Origin of the sequence: Bacillus sp. EAC, assembly GCF_002156875.1 — a bacterium.
In the GTDB taxonomy this organism is placed as follows: Bacteria; Bacillota; Bacilli; order Bacillales; family Bacillaceae_G; genus Gottfriedia.
The window spans coordinates 488880-506732 of the sequence record NZ_NCSY01000001.1; the positions used below are offsets into that span (position 1 = coordinate 488880).

12 protein-coding genes and 1 riboswitch are annotated in these 17853 nt (G+C 31.8%); of the genes, 4 read left to right on the forward strand and 8 right to left on the reverse strand.

What is annotated here, in order from left to right; all coding sequences use genetic code 11:
• Positions 1–122: 122 nt before the first annotated feature.
• Together B7R65_RS02190 and B7R65_RS02195 are read right to left on the reverse strand one after the other, a co-directional pair.
• Positions 123–1208 (reverse strand): M14 family metallopeptidase, encoded by a 1086-nt coding sequence (locus B7R65_RS02190; RefSeq protein WP_088041106.1) that lies wholly within the window; start codon positions 1206–1208, stop codon positions 123–125.
• Between the two features lie 12 nt (positions 1209–1220).
• Positions 1221–2639 (reverse strand): YfcC family protein, encoded by a 1419-nt coding sequence (locus B7R65_RS02195; RefSeq protein ID WP_088041107.1) that lies wholly within the window; start codon positions 2637–2639, stop codon positions 1221–1223.
• Between the two features lie 219 nt (positions 2640–2858).
• On the opposite strand from B7R65_RS02195, the gene B7R65_RS02200 reads away from it, so the two are divergent.
• Positions 2859–3749 (forward strand): L,D-transpeptidase family protein, encoded by an 891-nt coding sequence (locus B7R65_RS02200; protein ID WP_373419538.1) that lies wholly within the window; start codon positions 2859–2861, stop codon positions 3747–3749.
• A 50-nt stretch (positions 3750–3799) separates the two neighbouring features.
• On the opposite strand, the gene B7R65_RS02205 is transcribed toward B7R65_RS02200, so the two are convergent.
• A complete protein-coding gene (locus B7R65_RS02205) occupies positions 3800–4837 on the reverse strand; it encodes a M42 family metallopeptidase (protein ID WP_088041108.1) in 1038 nt (345 codons plus the stop codon).
• A 581-nt stretch (positions 4838–5418) separates the two neighbouring features.
• Positions 5419–6936, reverse strand: coding sequence for an acetaldehyde dehydrogenase ExaC (exaC, locus tag B7R65_RS02210; RefSeq protein WP_088041109.1), 1518 nt, complete (start codon positions 6934–6936; stop codon positions 5419–5421).
• A gap of 160 nt (positions 6937–7096) precedes the next feature.
• Here exaC and B7R65_RS02215 point away from each other — a divergent pair, with 160 nt between their 5' ends.
• Entirely contained in the window at positions 7097–7933 is an 837-nt protein-coding gene (locus B7R65_RS02215) for a YitT family protein (protein ID WP_088041110.1), read from the forward strand.
• A 50-nt stretch (positions 7934–7983) separates the two neighbouring features.
• On the opposite strand, the gene abc-f is transcribed toward B7R65_RS02215, so the two are convergent.
• The 3 genes from abc-f to metE form a co-directional block, all read right to left on the reverse strand.
• Positions 7984–9798 carry a ribosomal protection-like ABC-F family protein gene (gene abc-f, locus B7R65_RS02220; protein WP_088041111.1) on the reverse strand — a complete coding sequence of 605 codons (1815 nt, stop codon included), beginning with the start codon at positions 9796–9798 and terminating at the stop codon, positions 7984–7986.
• Between the two features lie 361 nt (positions 9799–10159).
• On the reverse strand, positions 10160–10654 hold the full coding sequence (locus B7R65_RS02225) for an acyl-CoA thioesterase (RefSeq protein WP_088041112.1): 495 nt from the start codon (positions 10652–10654) through the stop codon (positions 10160–10162).
• Between the two features lie 16 nt (positions 10655–10670).
• On the reverse strand, positions 10671–12968 hold the full coding sequence (gene metE, locus B7R65_RS02230; RefSeq protein ID WP_088041113.1) for a 5-methyltetrahydropteroyltriglutamate--homocysteine S-methyltransferase: 2298 nt from the start codon (positions 12966–12968) through the stop codon (positions 10671–10673).
• A 136-nt stretch (positions 12969–13104) separates the two neighbouring features.
• Positions 13105–13311, reverse strand: a riboswitch (cobalamin riboswitch).
• Positions 13312–13528: 217 nt separating this feature from the next.
• Between metE and B7R65_RS02235 the strand changes: the two genes are divergently transcribed.
• Both B7R65_RS02235 and B7R65_RS02240 read left to right on the forward strand, forming a co-directional pair.
• Entirely contained in the window at positions 13529–14449 is a 921-nt protein-coding gene (locus tag B7R65_RS02235; protein WP_088041114.1) for a DUF4349 domain-containing protein, read from the forward strand.
• 144 nt (positions 14450–14593) lie between these two features.
• Positions 14594–14854, forward strand: a complete 261-nt coding sequence (locus B7R65_RS02240; protein WP_088041115.1) for a hypothetical protein — start codon at positions 14594–14596, stop codon at positions 14852–14854.
• A 254-nt stretch (positions 14855–15108) separates the two neighbouring features.
• Here B7R65_RS02240 and B7R65_RS02245 read toward each other — a convergent pair whose 3' ends face one another.
• Positions 15109–17844, reverse strand: a complete 2736-nt coding sequence (locus B7R65_RS02245) for a dynamin family protein (RefSeq protein WP_088041116.1) — start codon at positions 17842–17844, stop codon at positions 15109–15111.
• Positions 17845–17853 lie beyond the last annotated feature (9 nt).

Sequence of the window (17853 nt, forward strand, 5' to 3'; positions counted from 1 at the left end):
TAAGCCTCTTAACTCAAGTGGTAATTCCACTGTTGTTTTAGTGAAAAGTATTGATAAATAAAAATACAAAAGACTGTTCCAAAAATCAGAGTAACTGACTTTTGGGCAAGTCTTTTCTTTTTTTAATCGAGTGATAATAAAATATTTTTAAATGCTACCTCAGCATCCGAAATAGCCTTTTCTCTCCATTTTTTTGAACTTGGATAATATAATTTTTTCATTCTATTAATTCTTTTCTCATTATTAATTTGATTTTCTTTCACTGCTAAATAATTATCTTCAATTGTTATTTTTAAGCTTTCTGTTTGTGCTAATAAAGTTTCACCAATTGTTCCGAATTCGAAAGTAGTGGCAAACAAATTAGAATGGTATCCACCGTTTTTATGAATGTTATAAATGCAATCAACCATATCCCCATTAATATGATAAAATGAATCACCGTCATTACATTGGATATAAGGATAATTAAATTTCGTTTTCCAAAACTCTTTATTTCTTTTTTCGTGTTTTGAGTTTACTAGATGCATTTGATTTGATGGACCGTATCCAGTATGGAGATCAAGAAAAATAATATCTTTATATTTACTTAAAAGGGATTGATAATAATCCATTAAATAAGAAACAACATTTGTATGTTCAGTTCCCCCATAATAGATTCCATTCCGATTATCAAATTGACCAAGTGTCACCGCTTTTGTTAAGCCTTTTGGTTTTAGTTTCACTACAGTTTGAATAAAATTTTGATAAAAACGGAAATTTGTATAATTTGGCATTTCTAATAAATTCACTGCTTCACTATACTCAGGATTTTTTAACTGGTCCTTATTTTTCCAATCAATAACAAAGTTTCGGTTCAAATCAATATTGTCTTCATTAACTTTCCTAAAATTCTTCATTCCCCATGCGTTAATTCCGTGTATTAAAATTAGACTCGTAGTTTTTGAATTAATAGATTGAATAAATTTATCAGTAAATAATTGAATCATCGCGGAACCTACAAAACCTTCTATTCCATGAAGTCCCGACGATAGGATGATTACTTTTTCCGATTCTGCTGCTTCACAAAGTATAATCTTCATCCCTACTTTTTCATTATTCTTATCTAATTCAATTAACTTTACATTCCCCCATTTTTCTCTTAGACGATTAGGCAAAGTTAAAAATTGTTTTAATGAATCTTCATATGTTTCAGTATAATAGTTTTTCATTTTCTCACCTTCTTAAATAGGACCATAATTAAAATGAATTGCTAAAAATAAAAAGACAACAGTGATTACAAACAAGACTGCTTGGAGTAAGATTGTCCATTTTATCCACTTCCAATAATTAACTGCTGCGAGACTTAGAGCAATTAACAGCATTGGATTCGAGGGATATAATACATGGCTGAATCCATCTCCAAAATTAAATGCAAGAACTACACTTTGTCTAGTAATTCCGACTAAGTCACCTAATGGAGTTAGTATTGGCATGACAAGAAAAGCTTTTGCAGTTGCCGAGGGAATAAAAAATTGCAAGGCAAATACAATTAAGTACATATAAAATCCAGCTAAATAAGGACTTTGTCCATTTAATGCGTTTGCAGTTGAATATAAGATTGAGTCCATTACGTTACTTGTCTCAACGATATATTTAACACCCATTGCTAATAAAATTAAGATCGCACTTGGCGAAAGATTGATCGCACCTTTACCAAAAATGCTTAATAAGCGTTTAAACGAAACATTATTTAACTTTCCAGAAATTATACTTATCAAAAGGAAACTTACGGCGATAATTGGCATTGAATAATCTGCCAAACCAATGATTGGCATCACAATCATTATTAAACATAAAATGATAAAGCCAGATAGAATGGCAATTAAACTATTCTTTGTTACATTAAATTTCTCTACTTCACCGTTACTTTTTTGCTTTATACTTTCAGAAGCATTTTTACGTTTTTCAAGTTTTTTCGCATACCAAACTAAAAATGCAACAAGAATTAAATATGTCGTAATAAAAATAAAAATTCGGTACCCCATACCTGAAAATAGTGGTACATTTGCAAGTTGTTGGGCGATTCCAATTGTGAATGGGTTAAAAAGTGCTGCAGAAAAGCCAAAAGAAACAGATAGAAGACTCAATCCAAGTCCCATTAACTTATCCCAACCTAGTCGTTCAGCAACTAATATCATGATTGGGATTAATGGAACGACTTCCTCCAAGATACCAAAGACTGCACCTAATATCATAAAAAATAATGAAAAAATTAAGATTAATAAAAAGCGAGAGTTTTCGTACTTATTAAGAAATCTTTCAATGATTACTTCAAATATTTTGATTGCATCAAAAACAGCAAAAGAACCACCAACTATTAATATAAACAAGATAATCGTAATGGTAATTAAAGCGTCTTTTGAAAATAAAACTAATATTGGTGCGAATATCCAATGGAGAGCCGACAGTCCATCACTATTGGACAAGTATGTGAAACTATCTGGATTTACAACTTGTACCCCATCTTTCATCACACGTTCATAGTGACCTGGTGTAAAAAATTTTGTTAAAACACCTGAAATAATCATTAATATTAATAGAATAATTACCGACTGAAAAAAAGCCTTTTTACCTAGTTTAATTCCATATGTATCATTCATTTCATCCCTCCTTAATAGCTTGATTATATCAGATTTTTCTGAAAAGTATAAAAATAATATAAACCGTTTACATCTCTTTCTTTTTTCTCATCCCTGGATCATTTTATCTACTTTTTCTCTATCTTTTTCCTTATTTTAAAACTTTCATTATATAGGACAAGCCATCCTACATATGATAGTAAAGCTACTTATTTGTTTAATAATGTTAGGGGGAAAAAATTGTTTAAGCGCTGTTTCATTTTTTGTTCGATTCTTATTTGTTTTTTATTTACGAATTTGATTCATTCTTTTGCAGAAAACAAACAAGTCTCACAACTTATCATCATTAATAAAGCGATAAATAGATTAGCATTTTATGAGGATGGTAAATTGGTGAAGGAGTTTAAAGTTGCAACTGGAAGAAGTCAAGATTTAACGCCAGAGGGAAAGTTTAAAATTGTTACTAAAATTGTTAATCGGCCTTATTTTAAAGAAAATATTCCCGGCGGTGATCCAAAAAATCCACTTGGCAATCGTTGGTTGGGTTTAAACGCTAGAGGTACTTGGGGTACAACCTATGCAATTCACGGAAATAATAATCCTAGCTCTATTGGCACGTATGCGAGTAGTGGTTGTGTAAGAATGTATGATGAAGAAGTTGAATGGCTATTCGATCAGGTTCAAAAGAATACGACTGTTTTTATTACTTCATCAAATAAAACATTTAACCAGATAGCGACAACGAACCATTTATTTAATTCTGATTCAGATACTGTTGTCGTGACAAAACCAACTGACATTCCAACAAGCCTACAACTCGGAAGTGTTGGAAGTGAAGTTGAATGGCTACAAGATACTTTAACTAAGCTAGGTTATTCGACAAATGGTGTTGATGGTTATTTTGCTGCAGGTACAGAAAATGCAGTAAAAGAATTTCAAACTGATAATTACCTAGAAGCCGACGGTGTTGTTGGTGCAGGTACAAAACAATTATTAATTAACAAACTACAAGAGAAAAAGCGAGATTCACTTTCGGCTTATTTTTTCACGTTTACACTTAAAAAGATTAATTCAAATGGAGAATTCCGCTCTGATAGCGAACTAAACGGTGTTCAACGACTTTCATATTAAGAATATATCCATTTAAAAAAGCTGCTGAGATAACCTCAAGCAGCTTTTCTTTATTTTGTTAAATAGTAATACAATAATTTCATCGTATTTTCTAATGCATTATAGTGTGTTCTTTCCATCCCATGTGAAGCATGAACTCCAGGACCTATTAATGCACCTCTAATATCTTGACCACCACGAAGTGCAGCAACTGTATCTGATCCGTACATTGGATAAATATCAACTGCAAAACTAAGATCATTTTGTTTCGCTAAATTAACTAAGTCAGTTGTCATATTGTAATCGTAAGGACCACCTGAATCTTTCGCACAAATTGACACATCATACTCTGTACATGTTAAATCGTCACCTATACATCCCATATCGACAGAAATTAACTCCGTAATGTCTGCTGGTATATAAGAAGATCCATGTCCAACTTCTTCATAAGTTGAAATAAATAATTTTGTCGTATAAGTCGGAACGATATGCTCTCTTTTAAATAATTCTAATAATCCTAATAAACAAGCTACACTAGCCTTATCATCGATAAAACGAGATTTGATAAAACCACTATCTGTGATTGTCGTTTTTGGATCAAAGAAAATAAAATCTCCGGGACTTATTCCCAGCTTTAATACGTCGTCCTTTGTTTTAACACATTCATCAATACGCACTTCCATATGTTCCGGATCGCGTTTTTTTGTTTTACTATCTTCGAATACGTGGATTGACGGGCTAGTTGATAAAAAAGTACCAGAGTAGATTTTCCCTTCACGCGTTCTAATTTGGCAATACTCTCCATCTAATGTTGGGACAATTGGTCCACCAATCATTGTAAACTTTAATGTACCTTTGCTAGTAACCGATCGCACCATTGCTCCTAATGTATCGACATGTGCTGATAGGCCTATGACTTGTTCATTGCTTTTACCTGGAATTGTAATGACTCCACAGCCTTTGTTAGTCGTTTCAAATTCATAACCAAGACTATTTGACCAAGATTGAATTAACTCCATAATTTCAAAACAAAATCCACTAGGACTATTGAATTCTAGTAATTGTTTCGCGGTTTGAAGTACATATTCTTTATTAATGTTACTATTCATTGGCTTTCCCCTTTTATTTTGAAATTTTCTATTTATTTTCAACGTCTTTATCATACATTGAATTAATTTTCTAATCAAACTAATCTAGTGTTTATTTAACTTTTTTCGTAATTGTTTGATAAGGTAAAATAAAGGAAATAAAGATTAAAGCGTATGCCAAAATTAAAAATCCTATGATCGAGTTGATATCCACTCCAGGATGCTTGCTTTCCGTGGGGCGTGTGGTGAGCCTCCTCGGCGCATTCACACCTTGCGTGGGTCTCACCCTTCCCGCTACTCCCACAGGAGTCAAGCACCTTCCGTACCAATCAACTTCATAAAGGTAATTTACTATAAAATCTTTTTTGAAAACAACATTCTATAACCTAAGTGCTTTACTATTTAAATTGGTTTAACTTTAGTGCTAAAATTTAATAAATTACTGAAAGAATCAAAAAAATATTTCATTTATGTCTATTATTTTATGGAATACATTTTCTTTTAGACTATTTCGTAGGGAATCTAATTTTCATTCAAACCATCAAAAAAAAGAAATCAAAATAAAAACACCTCAGTATTAATACTGAAGTGTCTTATGTAACTTAAAAGAATCCTAGTTTACTTGGAGAATAGCTAACTAGCAAATTTTTTGTATTTTGGTAATGGTCTAACATCATTTTATGTGTTTCACGACCTACACCTGAATTTTTGTAGCCACCAAATGCTGCGTGTGCTGGATATGCATGATAACAGTTTACCCATACACGGCCAGCTTCAATATTACGACCAAAACGATATGCAGTATCCATGTCTCGTGTCCAAACTCCAGCACCTAGACCATAAGCAGTATCATTTGCAATTTGTAATGCCTCTTCTTTTGTTTTAAATGTTGTTACAGAAACGACTGGACCAAAAATTTCTTCTTGGAAAACTCTCATATCATTTCTTCCTTTAAAGATCGTAGGATTTACATAATATCCATCTCGAAGTTCCCCTTCAAGAACATTTCGACTTCCTCCAACTAATACTTCTGCACCTTCATTTTTGCCAATTTCAAAATATGAAAGTATTTTATTTAGTTGTTCTTGAGACGCTTGTGATCCAATCATTGTTTCTGGATCTAATGGATTACCTTGTTTAATTGCCTTAACTCGCTTTACAGCTTTATCCATGAACTCTTCATAGATCGATTCATGAATTAATGCTCTTGATGGACAAGTACATACTTCTCCTTGGTTTAAAGCAAACATTGTAAATCCTTCTAGCGCTTTATCAAAAAATTCTTCATTATCCATTACATCTTCGAAGAAAATATTAGGTGATTTTCCTCCTAATTCTAATGTAACAGGAATTAGATTTTTTGAAGCATATTCCATAATTAAACGACCAGTTGAAGTTTCACCAGTAAAGGCAATTTTAGAAATTCGATTACTCGATGCTAAAGGTTTACCTGCTTCTAAACCAAATCCATTTACCACATTAATAACGCCAGGTGGTACCAAATCTTGAATTAATTCCATTAATATTAAAACTGAAGTTGGAGTTTGTTCTGCCGGCTTTAATACGACACAATTACCTGCAGCTAAAGCAGGTGCAAGCTTCCACACCGCCATTAATATTGGGAAATTCCATGGTATGATTTGACCAACAACCCCTAATGGCTCTTTATAATGATAAGCAACAGTATCACCATCAATTTCACCAAGAGAACCTTCTTGAGACCGTATACAACCTGCAAAATATCTAAAATGATCAATTGCAAGTGGGATATCGGCTGCTAATGTTTCTCTGACAGGTTTACCATTTTCCCATGTTTCACAAACCGATAAATACTCTTTATTTTCTTCCATTCGGTCTGCTATTTTATTTAGTAGTGTTGCTCTTTCCGTTACTGAAGTTCTTCCCCATTTATCCTTCGCACGATGAGCAGCATCTAATGCTAGATTAATATCTTCTTCCGTAGATCTAGCAACCTCACAGAAAACTTGTCCAGTAATTGGCGTAACATTTCCAAAATACTGTTCTCTTACTGGTCTTACCCATTCCCCTCCAATAAAATTATCGTACCTATTTTTGAATGTAACTAATGATCCATTTTTGCCAGGTGACGCATATACCATATTTATTCCTCCTTTATAGCTTGTCTATATAAAGGTATGAAAACGCATTCAAAACTATTCCTTCAAATACATGTTTTTATTTCATAAATCCCTTTACTTCATTTATTATTATTCGGTAGAATGATAGAAGTGCAAAAAGATCAAGACGGGGGGGTTAACAGTGCGTAAAAAATACTTGGAAATTTTAAGTCTATTAATTGGATCAGCTATTTTTGCAATCGGTATTAACTTCTTTGCGATACCGAATAAATTAGCTGAAGGTGGCTTCACTGGGATAACAATGATTACATATTACCTCTTTCATTGGTCACCCGATATTGTTTATTTCATATTAAATGCTTCACTTTTAATAATCGGATATAAATTTTTAAAAAAGCAATTAATCATCTATACGATTATTTCGATTCTTGCCATTTCATTCTTTCTTCGAATTACAGATGGTTTCGGTGTACCGACAAGTGAAACTTTATTAGGAACTATTTTTGCAGGTGTTTTTATTGGTGTTGGATTAGGAATCGTTTTTCGAGCGGGTGGTACAACAGGTGGATCTACTGTATTAGCACAAATGGTCCATCAATATTTTGGTTGGAGTATTAGTAAATCCTTATTAGTCTTTGATTTGATCGTAGTAGCTGGTGGATATTTTGTCATTGGATTCGAAAAAACGATGTATACGATTATTTCAATCTATATCGGTATTAAAGTATTAGACTATATTATGGAAGGACTTAACCCTAGAAAAGCCATTAATGTCATTTCAGATAAAGCTGATGAAATCGCAGCAATTGTATCGAATGATATGAATCGTGGGGTAACAATCTTCCCTGCAAAAGGACATTACTCAGGAGTAAGTAAAGAAACCTTATATATTATAATTAACAAAAATGAACTATTTGAGTTAAAAAAAATAATACATGCAATTGATCCAAATGCCTTTGTAGTTATTAATGATGTAAATGATGTTTTAGGTGAAGGATTTACTTTACCTAGTATGTGAAAAAAGTGTGTTTTCACAAGTAATAGTGAAGACACACTTTTTTACTATTGTTATTTATGATTGATCATCATATTAATTTGATTTAGCTCTTCTCGTAATGAGACAATTTTTTTTAATTGAAATGATTTTTCAACTTCTTCAATTTCTTCTGCAATTAATGCCGAAATTTCTAACTCTAATCTTGTTCGGTCATTTAGTAAACTTTGCATCTCGTTTGAAATCACTACTCTTCCATTCCAGTCCACAAAAGAACCATTAAACTCATATAATGTTCCCTTCTCAATATGAACTACTCGATTTGAAACCTTCCTTAATAAATAAGGATCATGCGAAACAATTACAACCGCGCCGTGATAAACCGCTAATGCGTCTTCAATTCTCTCCCTTGTATGAATATCCAAGTAATTTGTCGGCTCATCAAGTACTAGCAGATTGGAGTCCGAAAAATATAACTTAACAAAAGCTACCCTGCATTTTTCACCCATACTTAGTTGGCTAATTTTCTTATAAACATCATCTTTTCTAAATAAAAAACATGCTAAAATCGTTCTTGCTTCTGTTTCAGTCATATTTGGTAAAGATAATATTTCGTTTAAGATTATTGACTCTTCATTTAATGTTTCTAGTTCTTGCATAAAATAGCCAATTTTTAATTGTGGGTTATGTCGAATACTGCCTTTAGTAGGTTCCAAATTTCCAGTTAATAAGTTTAAAAACGTTGTCTTGCCCGATCCATTTTTCCCAATAACAGCTAATCGCTCATCACGGTTTAGATTAAAATTCACATCTTTAAATAAAGATTCTTCTTCATTGTATGAAAAATCAACTGAATCAAATGTAATCATTTGTTTTCCTGAAAAAGCTTCATTTTCAAAAATGGCCGATATTGTTTTAACCTCTTTTGGTTTTTCAATTTTTCTTTTCTCAAGTCTTTCTAAATCTTTTTCTTTCGCTTTAAAACGCAACGCATTTTTCCCTGCTTTTTTCTTCGTAAAAGGATCGCGTTCACTAGCGGCTTGATGACCTTGTGAAAACCATTGTTTATATTGATTGATTGTTTCAATTAATTTTCTCTTCTCTGCCTCTTGTTTATCGTATAGAGCTTGATTTGTCTTATGCTCATGCTCTTTTTGCAACTTATACTCAGAATAACCACCATTATATTTAACAGTACCTTTTTCAGTCAACTCGACTGTTTTCGTTGCTACATCATCAATAAACTGTCTCTCGTGAGAAATAAATAACACCGTACCTTTAAATGAATTAAGCCAATCTGTTAACCATTGTATAGATTCTGTATCTAAGTGATTTGTCGGTTCATCTAAAATAAGCAATTTGGGTTGCCTCATCATCATTTTTGCTAATTTGGCTTTCGTTTTTTGTCCTCCACTCAACTGCTTATATGGTATATCCCAAACATAATTCGGTAATTGAAATTTCTTTAGTTCTTGTTCAATTTTCGTTTCCCATTCATACCCATTTAAATCAATGTAATCACATAAATATTGATTGTATTTGCTTAGAATTTGCTCATTTGATAAGTCTTTTGAAAGCCTATCTAAATTCTTCTTTAGAAAGAATCGCCTTTCATCGCTTGATTCGACTACTTCCCTCGTCGTTTCCCTTTGTAGTTCATCTTCATCAGTCAATAACCAACCAATCTCATCCATTGAAAATTTCAATTTTAAAGTACCTTTAGAAAGCGGAATTTTCCCCATTAACGCATTAATAAAAGTCGTTTTACCTATACCATTTTCACCAATTAATGCAACACGTTCTCCCTCAATAATTTCCAAGTTACCATTTTCAAAAATCGTTAATCCATTTAATTCTATACTTACATTATTTGCTTTTATAATAAACATACTGATCACTCCATCCGATTTTACAAAATAAAAAACACACAAGCATCTGCCTGTGTGTGAATGGATGGGTTTTGTTGTACAGTAAATAAACTATTTACTCATACTTTTAATGTCCGAAATGAAGATGTGATTATATACACCCATGCCAAACGAAACGCAAAGGTAAAAATCCATATAAATCACGGCTTAAAAATAGACATACTTATCCAATTTCTCTGACTACAGGCAGAGTACTTTTTTGCTATAAAATTAATTAGCTTAAAAAGTTATCGGATATTGTACATAGTGTCTAAGTTTGATGCCTCCTTCAAAATATTAACTATATAATAGCTTATAATTTTAGTTATTTCAATCTATACTTTTAATCTTTCCAAATTTGTGCTAATTCTTTACTAAAATTTTTTCTTATTTGACGACTTTCAAGTCGTTTAAAAGCTAATTGCTGTAATTTAATTTCTTCTACAGTTTCTGGAATTACTTCTACTACTTTATGTGGAATGCCATCTTTAAGTGCAACAAAAGTAACAAAACAAGTCGCAGCAACTCTTCTTTCACCAGATAAGAGATCCTCCGCTGTAGCACGAACAAAAACTTCCATTGAACTTTTACCAGTTAAAATGACAAATGATTCATAATATATACAATCACTTTCTCTTACAGGACCTAAAAACTCAACTGAATCCATCGATGCGGTTACACATTCCATCCTTGCATGCTTAGTTGCTGAAATAGAAGCGATTAAATCCATATCAGCAAGCATCTTTCCTCCGAATAATGTACCGTGGTTATTTAAATCAGTTGGAAATACTCTGCTACTATTAAATTCTCTAGATTCTTTTACATATTTACCATTCATCGATTTCACCTGTCTATTAAATAATTGAGTAAAAATATTCTCGGACTTTTTTTGCAGATTTAACCATATTTGATAATGCGTCGAGAACTTCTGATTCTTCCCTAGTTTTTAAACCACAATCTGGATTAATCCAAAAACGATTGGCATCACATACTTGTAAAGAACTTAAAATATTTTGTTCCATTTCTTCAATTGTCGGTACTCGAGGACTATGAATATCATAAACTCCTAAGCCAATTCCATAAGGATATGGATGTTTCGCTAAGTACATAGCAAATTCCTCATGACTCCTTGCATGTTCAATCGAGATAACATCTGCGTCTAAGTCAATGATTGCGTCCATAATATCTCCAAAACTGCTATAGCACATATGAGTATGGATTTGTGTCTCAGGTTTGACACTTGAAGTAGCAAGACGGAATGCTTTTGTAACCCAATTTAAATAATGATTCCAATTTCTTTTTTTCAATGGTAATCCTTCTCGTATGGCCGGCTCATCTACTTGAATTATTGAAATACCAGCTTCTTCTAGCGCTGCTACTTCTTTACGTAAAGCTAGTGCAATTTCAGTTGTTATTTCCTCACGAGGGCAATTCTCTCGTACAAACGACCAATTTAAAATAGTTAATGGGCCAGTTAACATACCTTTTACTGGTTTTGTCGTTAAACTTTGAGCATATTTTGATTCACTTACTGTAATAGGTTTAATAAATTCAACACTACTAAATATAATTGGTGGTTTCACGCATCTAGATCCATAAGATTGAACCCATGCATTTTTTGTGAAAGCAAAACCATTTAGCTTTTCTCCAAAATATTCAACCATATCGGTTCTTTCATATTCTCCATGAACTAATACATCTAGTTCAAGTTTTTCTTGAAGTTCGATCCATTCTTTTATTTTAAAGTTGATAAGATTAACATATTCGGTGTCATTTAATTTACCTTGTCTCCACTTTTGTCGAGCAATTTTTATATCCTTCGTCTGCGGGAAACTGCCTATCGTTGTTGTCGGTAGGATTGGTAGATTCATTGCTTCATTTTGCTTTTTGTAGCGATGCCCGAATGGAACTGAACGTTTAAAATCGGCCTCACTTAATTTTGATAACTCATCTTTTAGTGCTTGGTTATTTTGACTTAATTGATGTAAGTCATTTAAACATTGACTCGAAAATTCCATTTCATTTTTAACATTACTTACCCCATTTTGAAATGCAGCTTTTAAGATTACCAATTCTTGTATTTTTTCGTCTGCAAAAGATAATGCATTTTGCAGAATTGGATTCAATGTGTTTTCTACTTTCTTAGAAACCGGCACATGGAGCAAGCTACATGAAGGCTGGATCCACCAATCTTTTGGATTGATATGTGATTGTAGTTTATCAAGTAAATTTATTGTTTCAGATAAATCATTTCTCCAGATATTTCTTCCATTAACAATTCCACATCCAAGTACCTTCTCTTTTGGAAAACCATGGTTAAGAATTGCATTCAAGTTTTCTTCCTTTCCATGTACAAAATCTAAACCAATACCTTGCACTGGAAAAGTTATTAAATCAATATATTGTTCAACACTATCAAAATATGTTTGTAACATGATTGATAAAGTAGGTACAGCATCGCAAATTTGTGTGTAGATCTGTTTAATAAAATGAATATCAACCTGCGTCTCTTCTAACACGAGACATGGCTCATCAATTTGGATCCATTCTACACCTTCATTTTCTAGTTCTTGTAACATCTTTATATAAACTGGCAATAATTCTTCTATCACATTTTGTGTTTCATTTTTTTGATATCCTTTTGAAAGTTGAACAAATGTATAGATTCCTAGAATGACAGGCTTAGTTTTAATACCTAATTCATTTTTCACTTCGATAAAAGCTTGTAAGGGTTTATTGTAAAGTAGCTTAGATTTTTGTTTATGATTATATTCAGGTACGATATAGTGATAATTTGTATTAAACCATTTTGTCATTTCACATGCTACTGTTTTATTACTACCTCTTGCTAGGGAAAAGTAAACATCTAGTGATGGTTCTTTGTCGATTTTTCCATAGCGTTCTGGAATCCATCCAAACATCGTTGCAAAATCTAGTACATGATCATAGTACGTAAAATCGTTTACTGGAATTAGCTCAATACCAGAATCTTGCTGTTTTTTGATTAAACCGAGTCTAATTGATTTCATTTCCTGTTCAAACTCTTCTTGATCCATTTTCCCTTGCCAAAATCTTTCTAGCGTTTTTTTCCATTCTCGATTTTCACCAATTCTTGGGTATCCTAAATTAGTTAAGTAAACCACACTAAACACTCCTTTTTTTTAAAATAAAAAGCATTTTCATCTCAAACGAGATAAAAATGCCTTTAAGTTGGAAAACAAAAATAATTAGAATACCTTTTTGTCAGTTTCCATTCCATAAGGCACCTCCCTATCTCTCGTAGGTCAAACAGCGTCGTTAGAACAGGCAGGTCTCCTGACTTTAGGATCAATGTAAATAAAAGCCTTCCCTAGCTAAAAAGTGGCACTTTTTTATTTACTCCCCTATTACAGTGGCGGGACCGTGTTGGAATTTCACCAATCTTCCCTATTAAGTAATGTATTTAAATAATTAAATAATTAAATAAAATACAATTACACCTATTCCCTACTATTTTGTTTTCATCATTTTGTCATAAAAAGGATTAATAGTCAAAATTTTTATTTTTTTCTAATTTTACTATTTTCAATTTGAAATTGCTTAACTTAACAAGTTAGATCCGATTTGAACTAGAATTTAAATATGGTATAGTGTATTAAATTAAAAAATTTTAATATTACATAATTAGTATACATCTAGAATTGTAAAAATCATTCGAATGAGGTGAATACTTATGGCTAAGTTCTACCATTTTTCAAAAATATTAATTTTTTCGATTATCTTTTTATCTCTTATCACAGCTTGCTCCGATACCAATGTAAAGAATGATTCAGAAATTTATTCAGATTCTTTAAAGGCAGATAAAACCAGTTTAACTGAATCCGCTGGTGTAAAAGATGAAAAACAACAATTGAATCAACAAATGAAGATGGATCAAAAGCTAATTAAAACTGCGGATTTATCAATTGAGACAAAAAAATTTAATAAAACTATCAATGCTCTCGAAAAATCTGTCACAAACTACAATGGATATATTCAATCAAACCAAGTATCAGGAACTTCTTTATTAGATCAAAACAATAAGGAAGGTCATCCTTCAAGAAGTGCACATTATACGATACGAATCCCATCTTCTAAACTAAATGCTTATTTAGAAAGCATAAATAAAATTGGAAATATCATTTCAAAATCAATCTCATCTGAAGATATTTCAAATCAATACTTTGATACTGAAACTAGGGTAAAATCATTAAAGATTCAAGAAGAACGATTACTGGATCTTTTAAAAAAATCAGGTTCATTAAGTGATATTATCCAACTTGAAAAAGAGTTATCGAATGTTCGCTATGAAATCGAAAGTTTAACTACAACTTTAAAGTCATATGATTCATTAGTAAATTACAGCACAATTAATCTTTCAGTTATTGAAGTAGCAACAATAACAGACACTACTCCACCAAAAACAGTTAGTGATAGAATTGCAGTAAAGTTTAAGGAAAACATAAAATCAATTTCAAACGGATTAAAAAATACAACAGTTTTTTTAGTTGGTAATTCATTATTAATAATTTTTTGGCTAATTATTTTAGGAGTCGGTTTCTTCCTAACTCGTAAAGCAATGAAAAAGTACAACGAATGGAATATTCCAAAATGAGTTATTCGTTCTGAGATCGTAAAAACGCTGTTCATTTAGCGTTTTTTATTTATTTAAAAGCACTGTTAAATTTTAAAGGAAATTTAGATTGAAGCTAGTATTAATTAAGTAATACAGAAAAAATGTTACGAATGGGGGAAAAAGATGAGTCACTTTTTGATTAGTAGATTAGGTAATTGGAAAATACAAATTAATTGTCATGATGGAATAAGGCTTCTTGGAAATGAAAAGGAAATTATTTTGTTAGATCAAGACAATGATAAGATTGCTCATTTTTCAATTGATTCAAAAGGTGGATTTTTAATTCATCAAATCCCTTGGGGTGGATATGTCAAAATGAAAGAAGGAAATCAAACGATTGTCGTTGATGTTCCTTTTGAAGAAGAGATTGAAGATTTTAAATAGGCTGTGTAAATGTTTATTGTTTCTATTTAAATACTGGCTACATTTAAATAATTGGTTTTATAATCAGGTTGTCGTAAAGTAGACAATAGACAAAGATAATAAATTGATTGAAGTGTACGGTGCTTGTTGCGGGAGTTATAGGACACCAGAGACCACATAGGAGCAGGCCCGAGCATCCTGGAGTGGAACTCAACAATCTTTCTTACAGAGCTAAAACAAGTAAAGAGTGTACCAATTCGGTACACTCTTTTTATTTATTTACGTAATGCTAAAAATTCAAATTGTCTTAATCGAACAGTGAAGTAAGTAATTGGATCAAAGTAAATGCTTGGATTAGATTTCATTTCGTCTAATGTTGCTACATAGCTTGAAATCGAAGCCCTTGTTTGATCAACTAGCTCATGAATATGTTCATATGGTGTATTTAAAAACATCGATAAATCTCTTGGTAATGTCTTTTCAAACATTTCGAACTGTAAGAAAAACTTATTCGATAATTCTGATGTAATATCATCATAGTTCACATTATCAACATATTTTTGATATTGAGCAACAAGTTTTGATTTATTTTGAGGCAATAAACCTAATAAAATACCTGAGCTTTTTAAAATAAATTGAGACGGAGATGAGTTTAATAAAATATTCATATCATCCAGCTGAGTCATGCTTGTCATTCGATCCGCATCACGACGCCAGTCATCAAGTACCTTAAAGTCACACTCAAGGTTTAAATGGTCAGTTCCAATATATGAGTTTAATGAATCAGTCATATCAGCTAAATATGCTTGAGTTCCTTCAAGAAGAACTCCTGATTCTTTAATCCAAACTTGTAAAACTTCATTTAACTTAGGTAAAGTTACATCTCTTACATAACCTTGAATACGTTGATTCATCTCGTCATTTAATGTTTCAAGAATCGAATTGAAGTCACTGTCTTCTTTTATTAATTCCTTACACTCTTTTAAAAGTGCTGGAATACTTAATTTTAAATCATATTTCAATTCATCTTTTAATTGACGATAAGAGCTTGTAACGGTATGAACATGCTCCATTTCTTTATCTTTTAACGAGTGAAGCAATCCATTTAATTTATCATCTAAAACTTCATTCCACTCGATATCAGAACGTAAATCATTTTCTTTCTCTACTCGTTTTTCTAATAAGAAATTAATTAACTTACGAATTGCAAGTAATAATTTTTCAGTATGTTTCGAATTTCCTACTGTTGAAAGAACATTATTTTCAATAAATCGTTCTAATTCATTGAATTGATCTTGATTACTATAAATTGAAGAATATGGTAATACCTTCGCATTTGGGAAATCCAACTTAATCTTCTCTTGAATTTCTGCAAGAACTCGCTCTAATTCTTCATTACTATAAATCGAATCCATTTTATTTAAGATAAAATGAATCGGTAAAGTTGGTAACTGTTTTTGGATTGAAACGAGAATTTTTCGTTCGTTTTCAGTATATGGAGCTGTTGCGTTTAATACATATACTAATCGATCAGCAAGTTTTACTGACTCAAACAATGCTTTTGTATTAATTTCTACACCATCTATTCCTGGAGTATCAATTATTGAAAGACTGTGCTTTTGTAAGAATTTATTTGGCAACTCATAAAATACTAATTCGTCACCTTTAATTAATTCATTTTCAACTGTTGTCAAATCATAGAAATCTGCATATTCAGGCAGTTGTGTATCTCCGTCTTTCGAAAACACTGTAATTTGAGTTTCAGCATTTTGCTCAAACAATACTGGGATTGTAGTAGATGATCCCATCATTTTTTCACCTAAAAGTGAATTTACAAATGATGACTTACCATTTCCTGCAGTACCAGCAACTAACATTGTCGTATTTTCAAAATTAGTTAATTTTGATGACCACCATTCGAAGCGGTCTCCGACTTCAATTTCATTTAACAGTGCCCATTGTAAAATATTTTCAAATAATTCTTTTCCACTTTCAAAGACATCTGGTGTCTGTTGTAATTGTTCAAATGCCATCTCAGCATCAATAGCAATTTGATATTCGATTCGCCCTGGGAATATTCGATCCCATGCCAGTGTAGCAGTTGTAGCCAAAACTGCTCCATTTAAATCAGTAATACGTAACCAGTTAGTTAAGAAGTTTGGCATCATATCTTCTAACTGAGAAACAAAGTAATTACCTTCTACTAATTCTTTGTAAGTATTTGAATAGATTGATGGCAATCGATTCCACTTAATACCAGTTTCCACATTAATTTGGAATAACATCTCGTTAAATGTTTGTAACCAATTAATATAATTTGATTGTTCACGATAGCTGTTCCATAATGCTTCTACCATTAACTCAAAATGCTCAAGATTCGCTCTACCTAATGAAATTAAAGGTTGAACGAAATAATCTGGTGCCATTTCTTTTGTGACACCATTTGATATGTACCCTTTTAAGACAGTAAACCATTTTAAATCTTCTGTACGAATTGATTCGTTTGACGCTAGATCAACTGCACTATTCCAATCATGATTTTTCTCATAAAATTTACGTGCAATTTTTGTCACCCTTGGATAATCAGGGTTGAATTTAACCGCTTCTTTTATAATACGATCGGCTTGTTCATAATTTGAAATATCAATATACAATGAAAATAATTGAAGAAAAATCTCAGAAGTTAATGTATTACTTTCCGTTTTAACTTCCTTATACAGCTTTTCAGCTGTTTCAAATGAACCAATCTCATAATAAGAGTCAGCGATATTTTTCTTAGCCCAATCTTTTAATTGGTTTCCAACTTTTTCCCATTTGAATACTGCTGTTTCAAAGTCTTTGTTTTCAAAATATAATTCACCTTGCGCGAAACGGATTGATGAATGATCAATATCATCATCAGGATGGTTACTGTTTCTTAAATCTGCAAGGACAGCAACTGGATCGTTTTCATTTTCATTTAAATAAGTTTTATAAAATTTCTTCTCAATAAATTGTTGCTTTAATGTCAAGTTGATCAC

Excerpts from the sequence above, each read along its gene's own strand:
- abc-f (WP_088041111.1), bottom strand. The coding sequence starts at position 9,798 with ATGTTTATTATAAAAGCAAATAATGTAAGTATAGAATTAAATGGATTA.
- exaC (WP_088041109.1), bottom strand. The coding sequence starts at position 6,936 with ATGGTATATGCGTCACCTGGCAAAAATGGATCATTAGTTACATTCAAA.
- B7R65_RS02195 (WP_088041107.1), bottom strand. The coding sequence starts at position 2,639 with ATGAATGATACATATGGAATTAAACTAGGTAAAAAGGCTTTTTTTCAG.
- B7R65_RS02225 (WP_088041112.1), bottom strand. The coding sequence starts at position 10,654 with ATGAATGGTAAATATGTAAAAGAATCTAGAGAATTTAATAGTAGCAGA.
- B7R65_RS02235 (WP_088041114.1), top strand. The coding sequence starts at position 13,529 with ATGGCTAAGTTCTACCATTTTTCAAAAATATTAATTTTTTCGATTATC.
- B7R65_RS02240 (WP_088041115.1), top strand. The coding sequence starts at position 14,594 with ATGAGTCACTTTTTGATTAGTAGATTAGGTAATTGGAAAATACAAATT.
- B7R65_RS02190 (WP_088041106.1), bottom strand. The coding sequence starts at position 1,208 with ATGAAAAACTATTATACTGAAACATATGAAGATTCATTAAAACAATTT.
- B7R65_RS02205 (WP_088041108.1), bottom strand. The coding sequence starts at position 4,837 with ATGAATAGTAACATTAATAAAGAATATGTACTTCAAACCGCGAAACAA.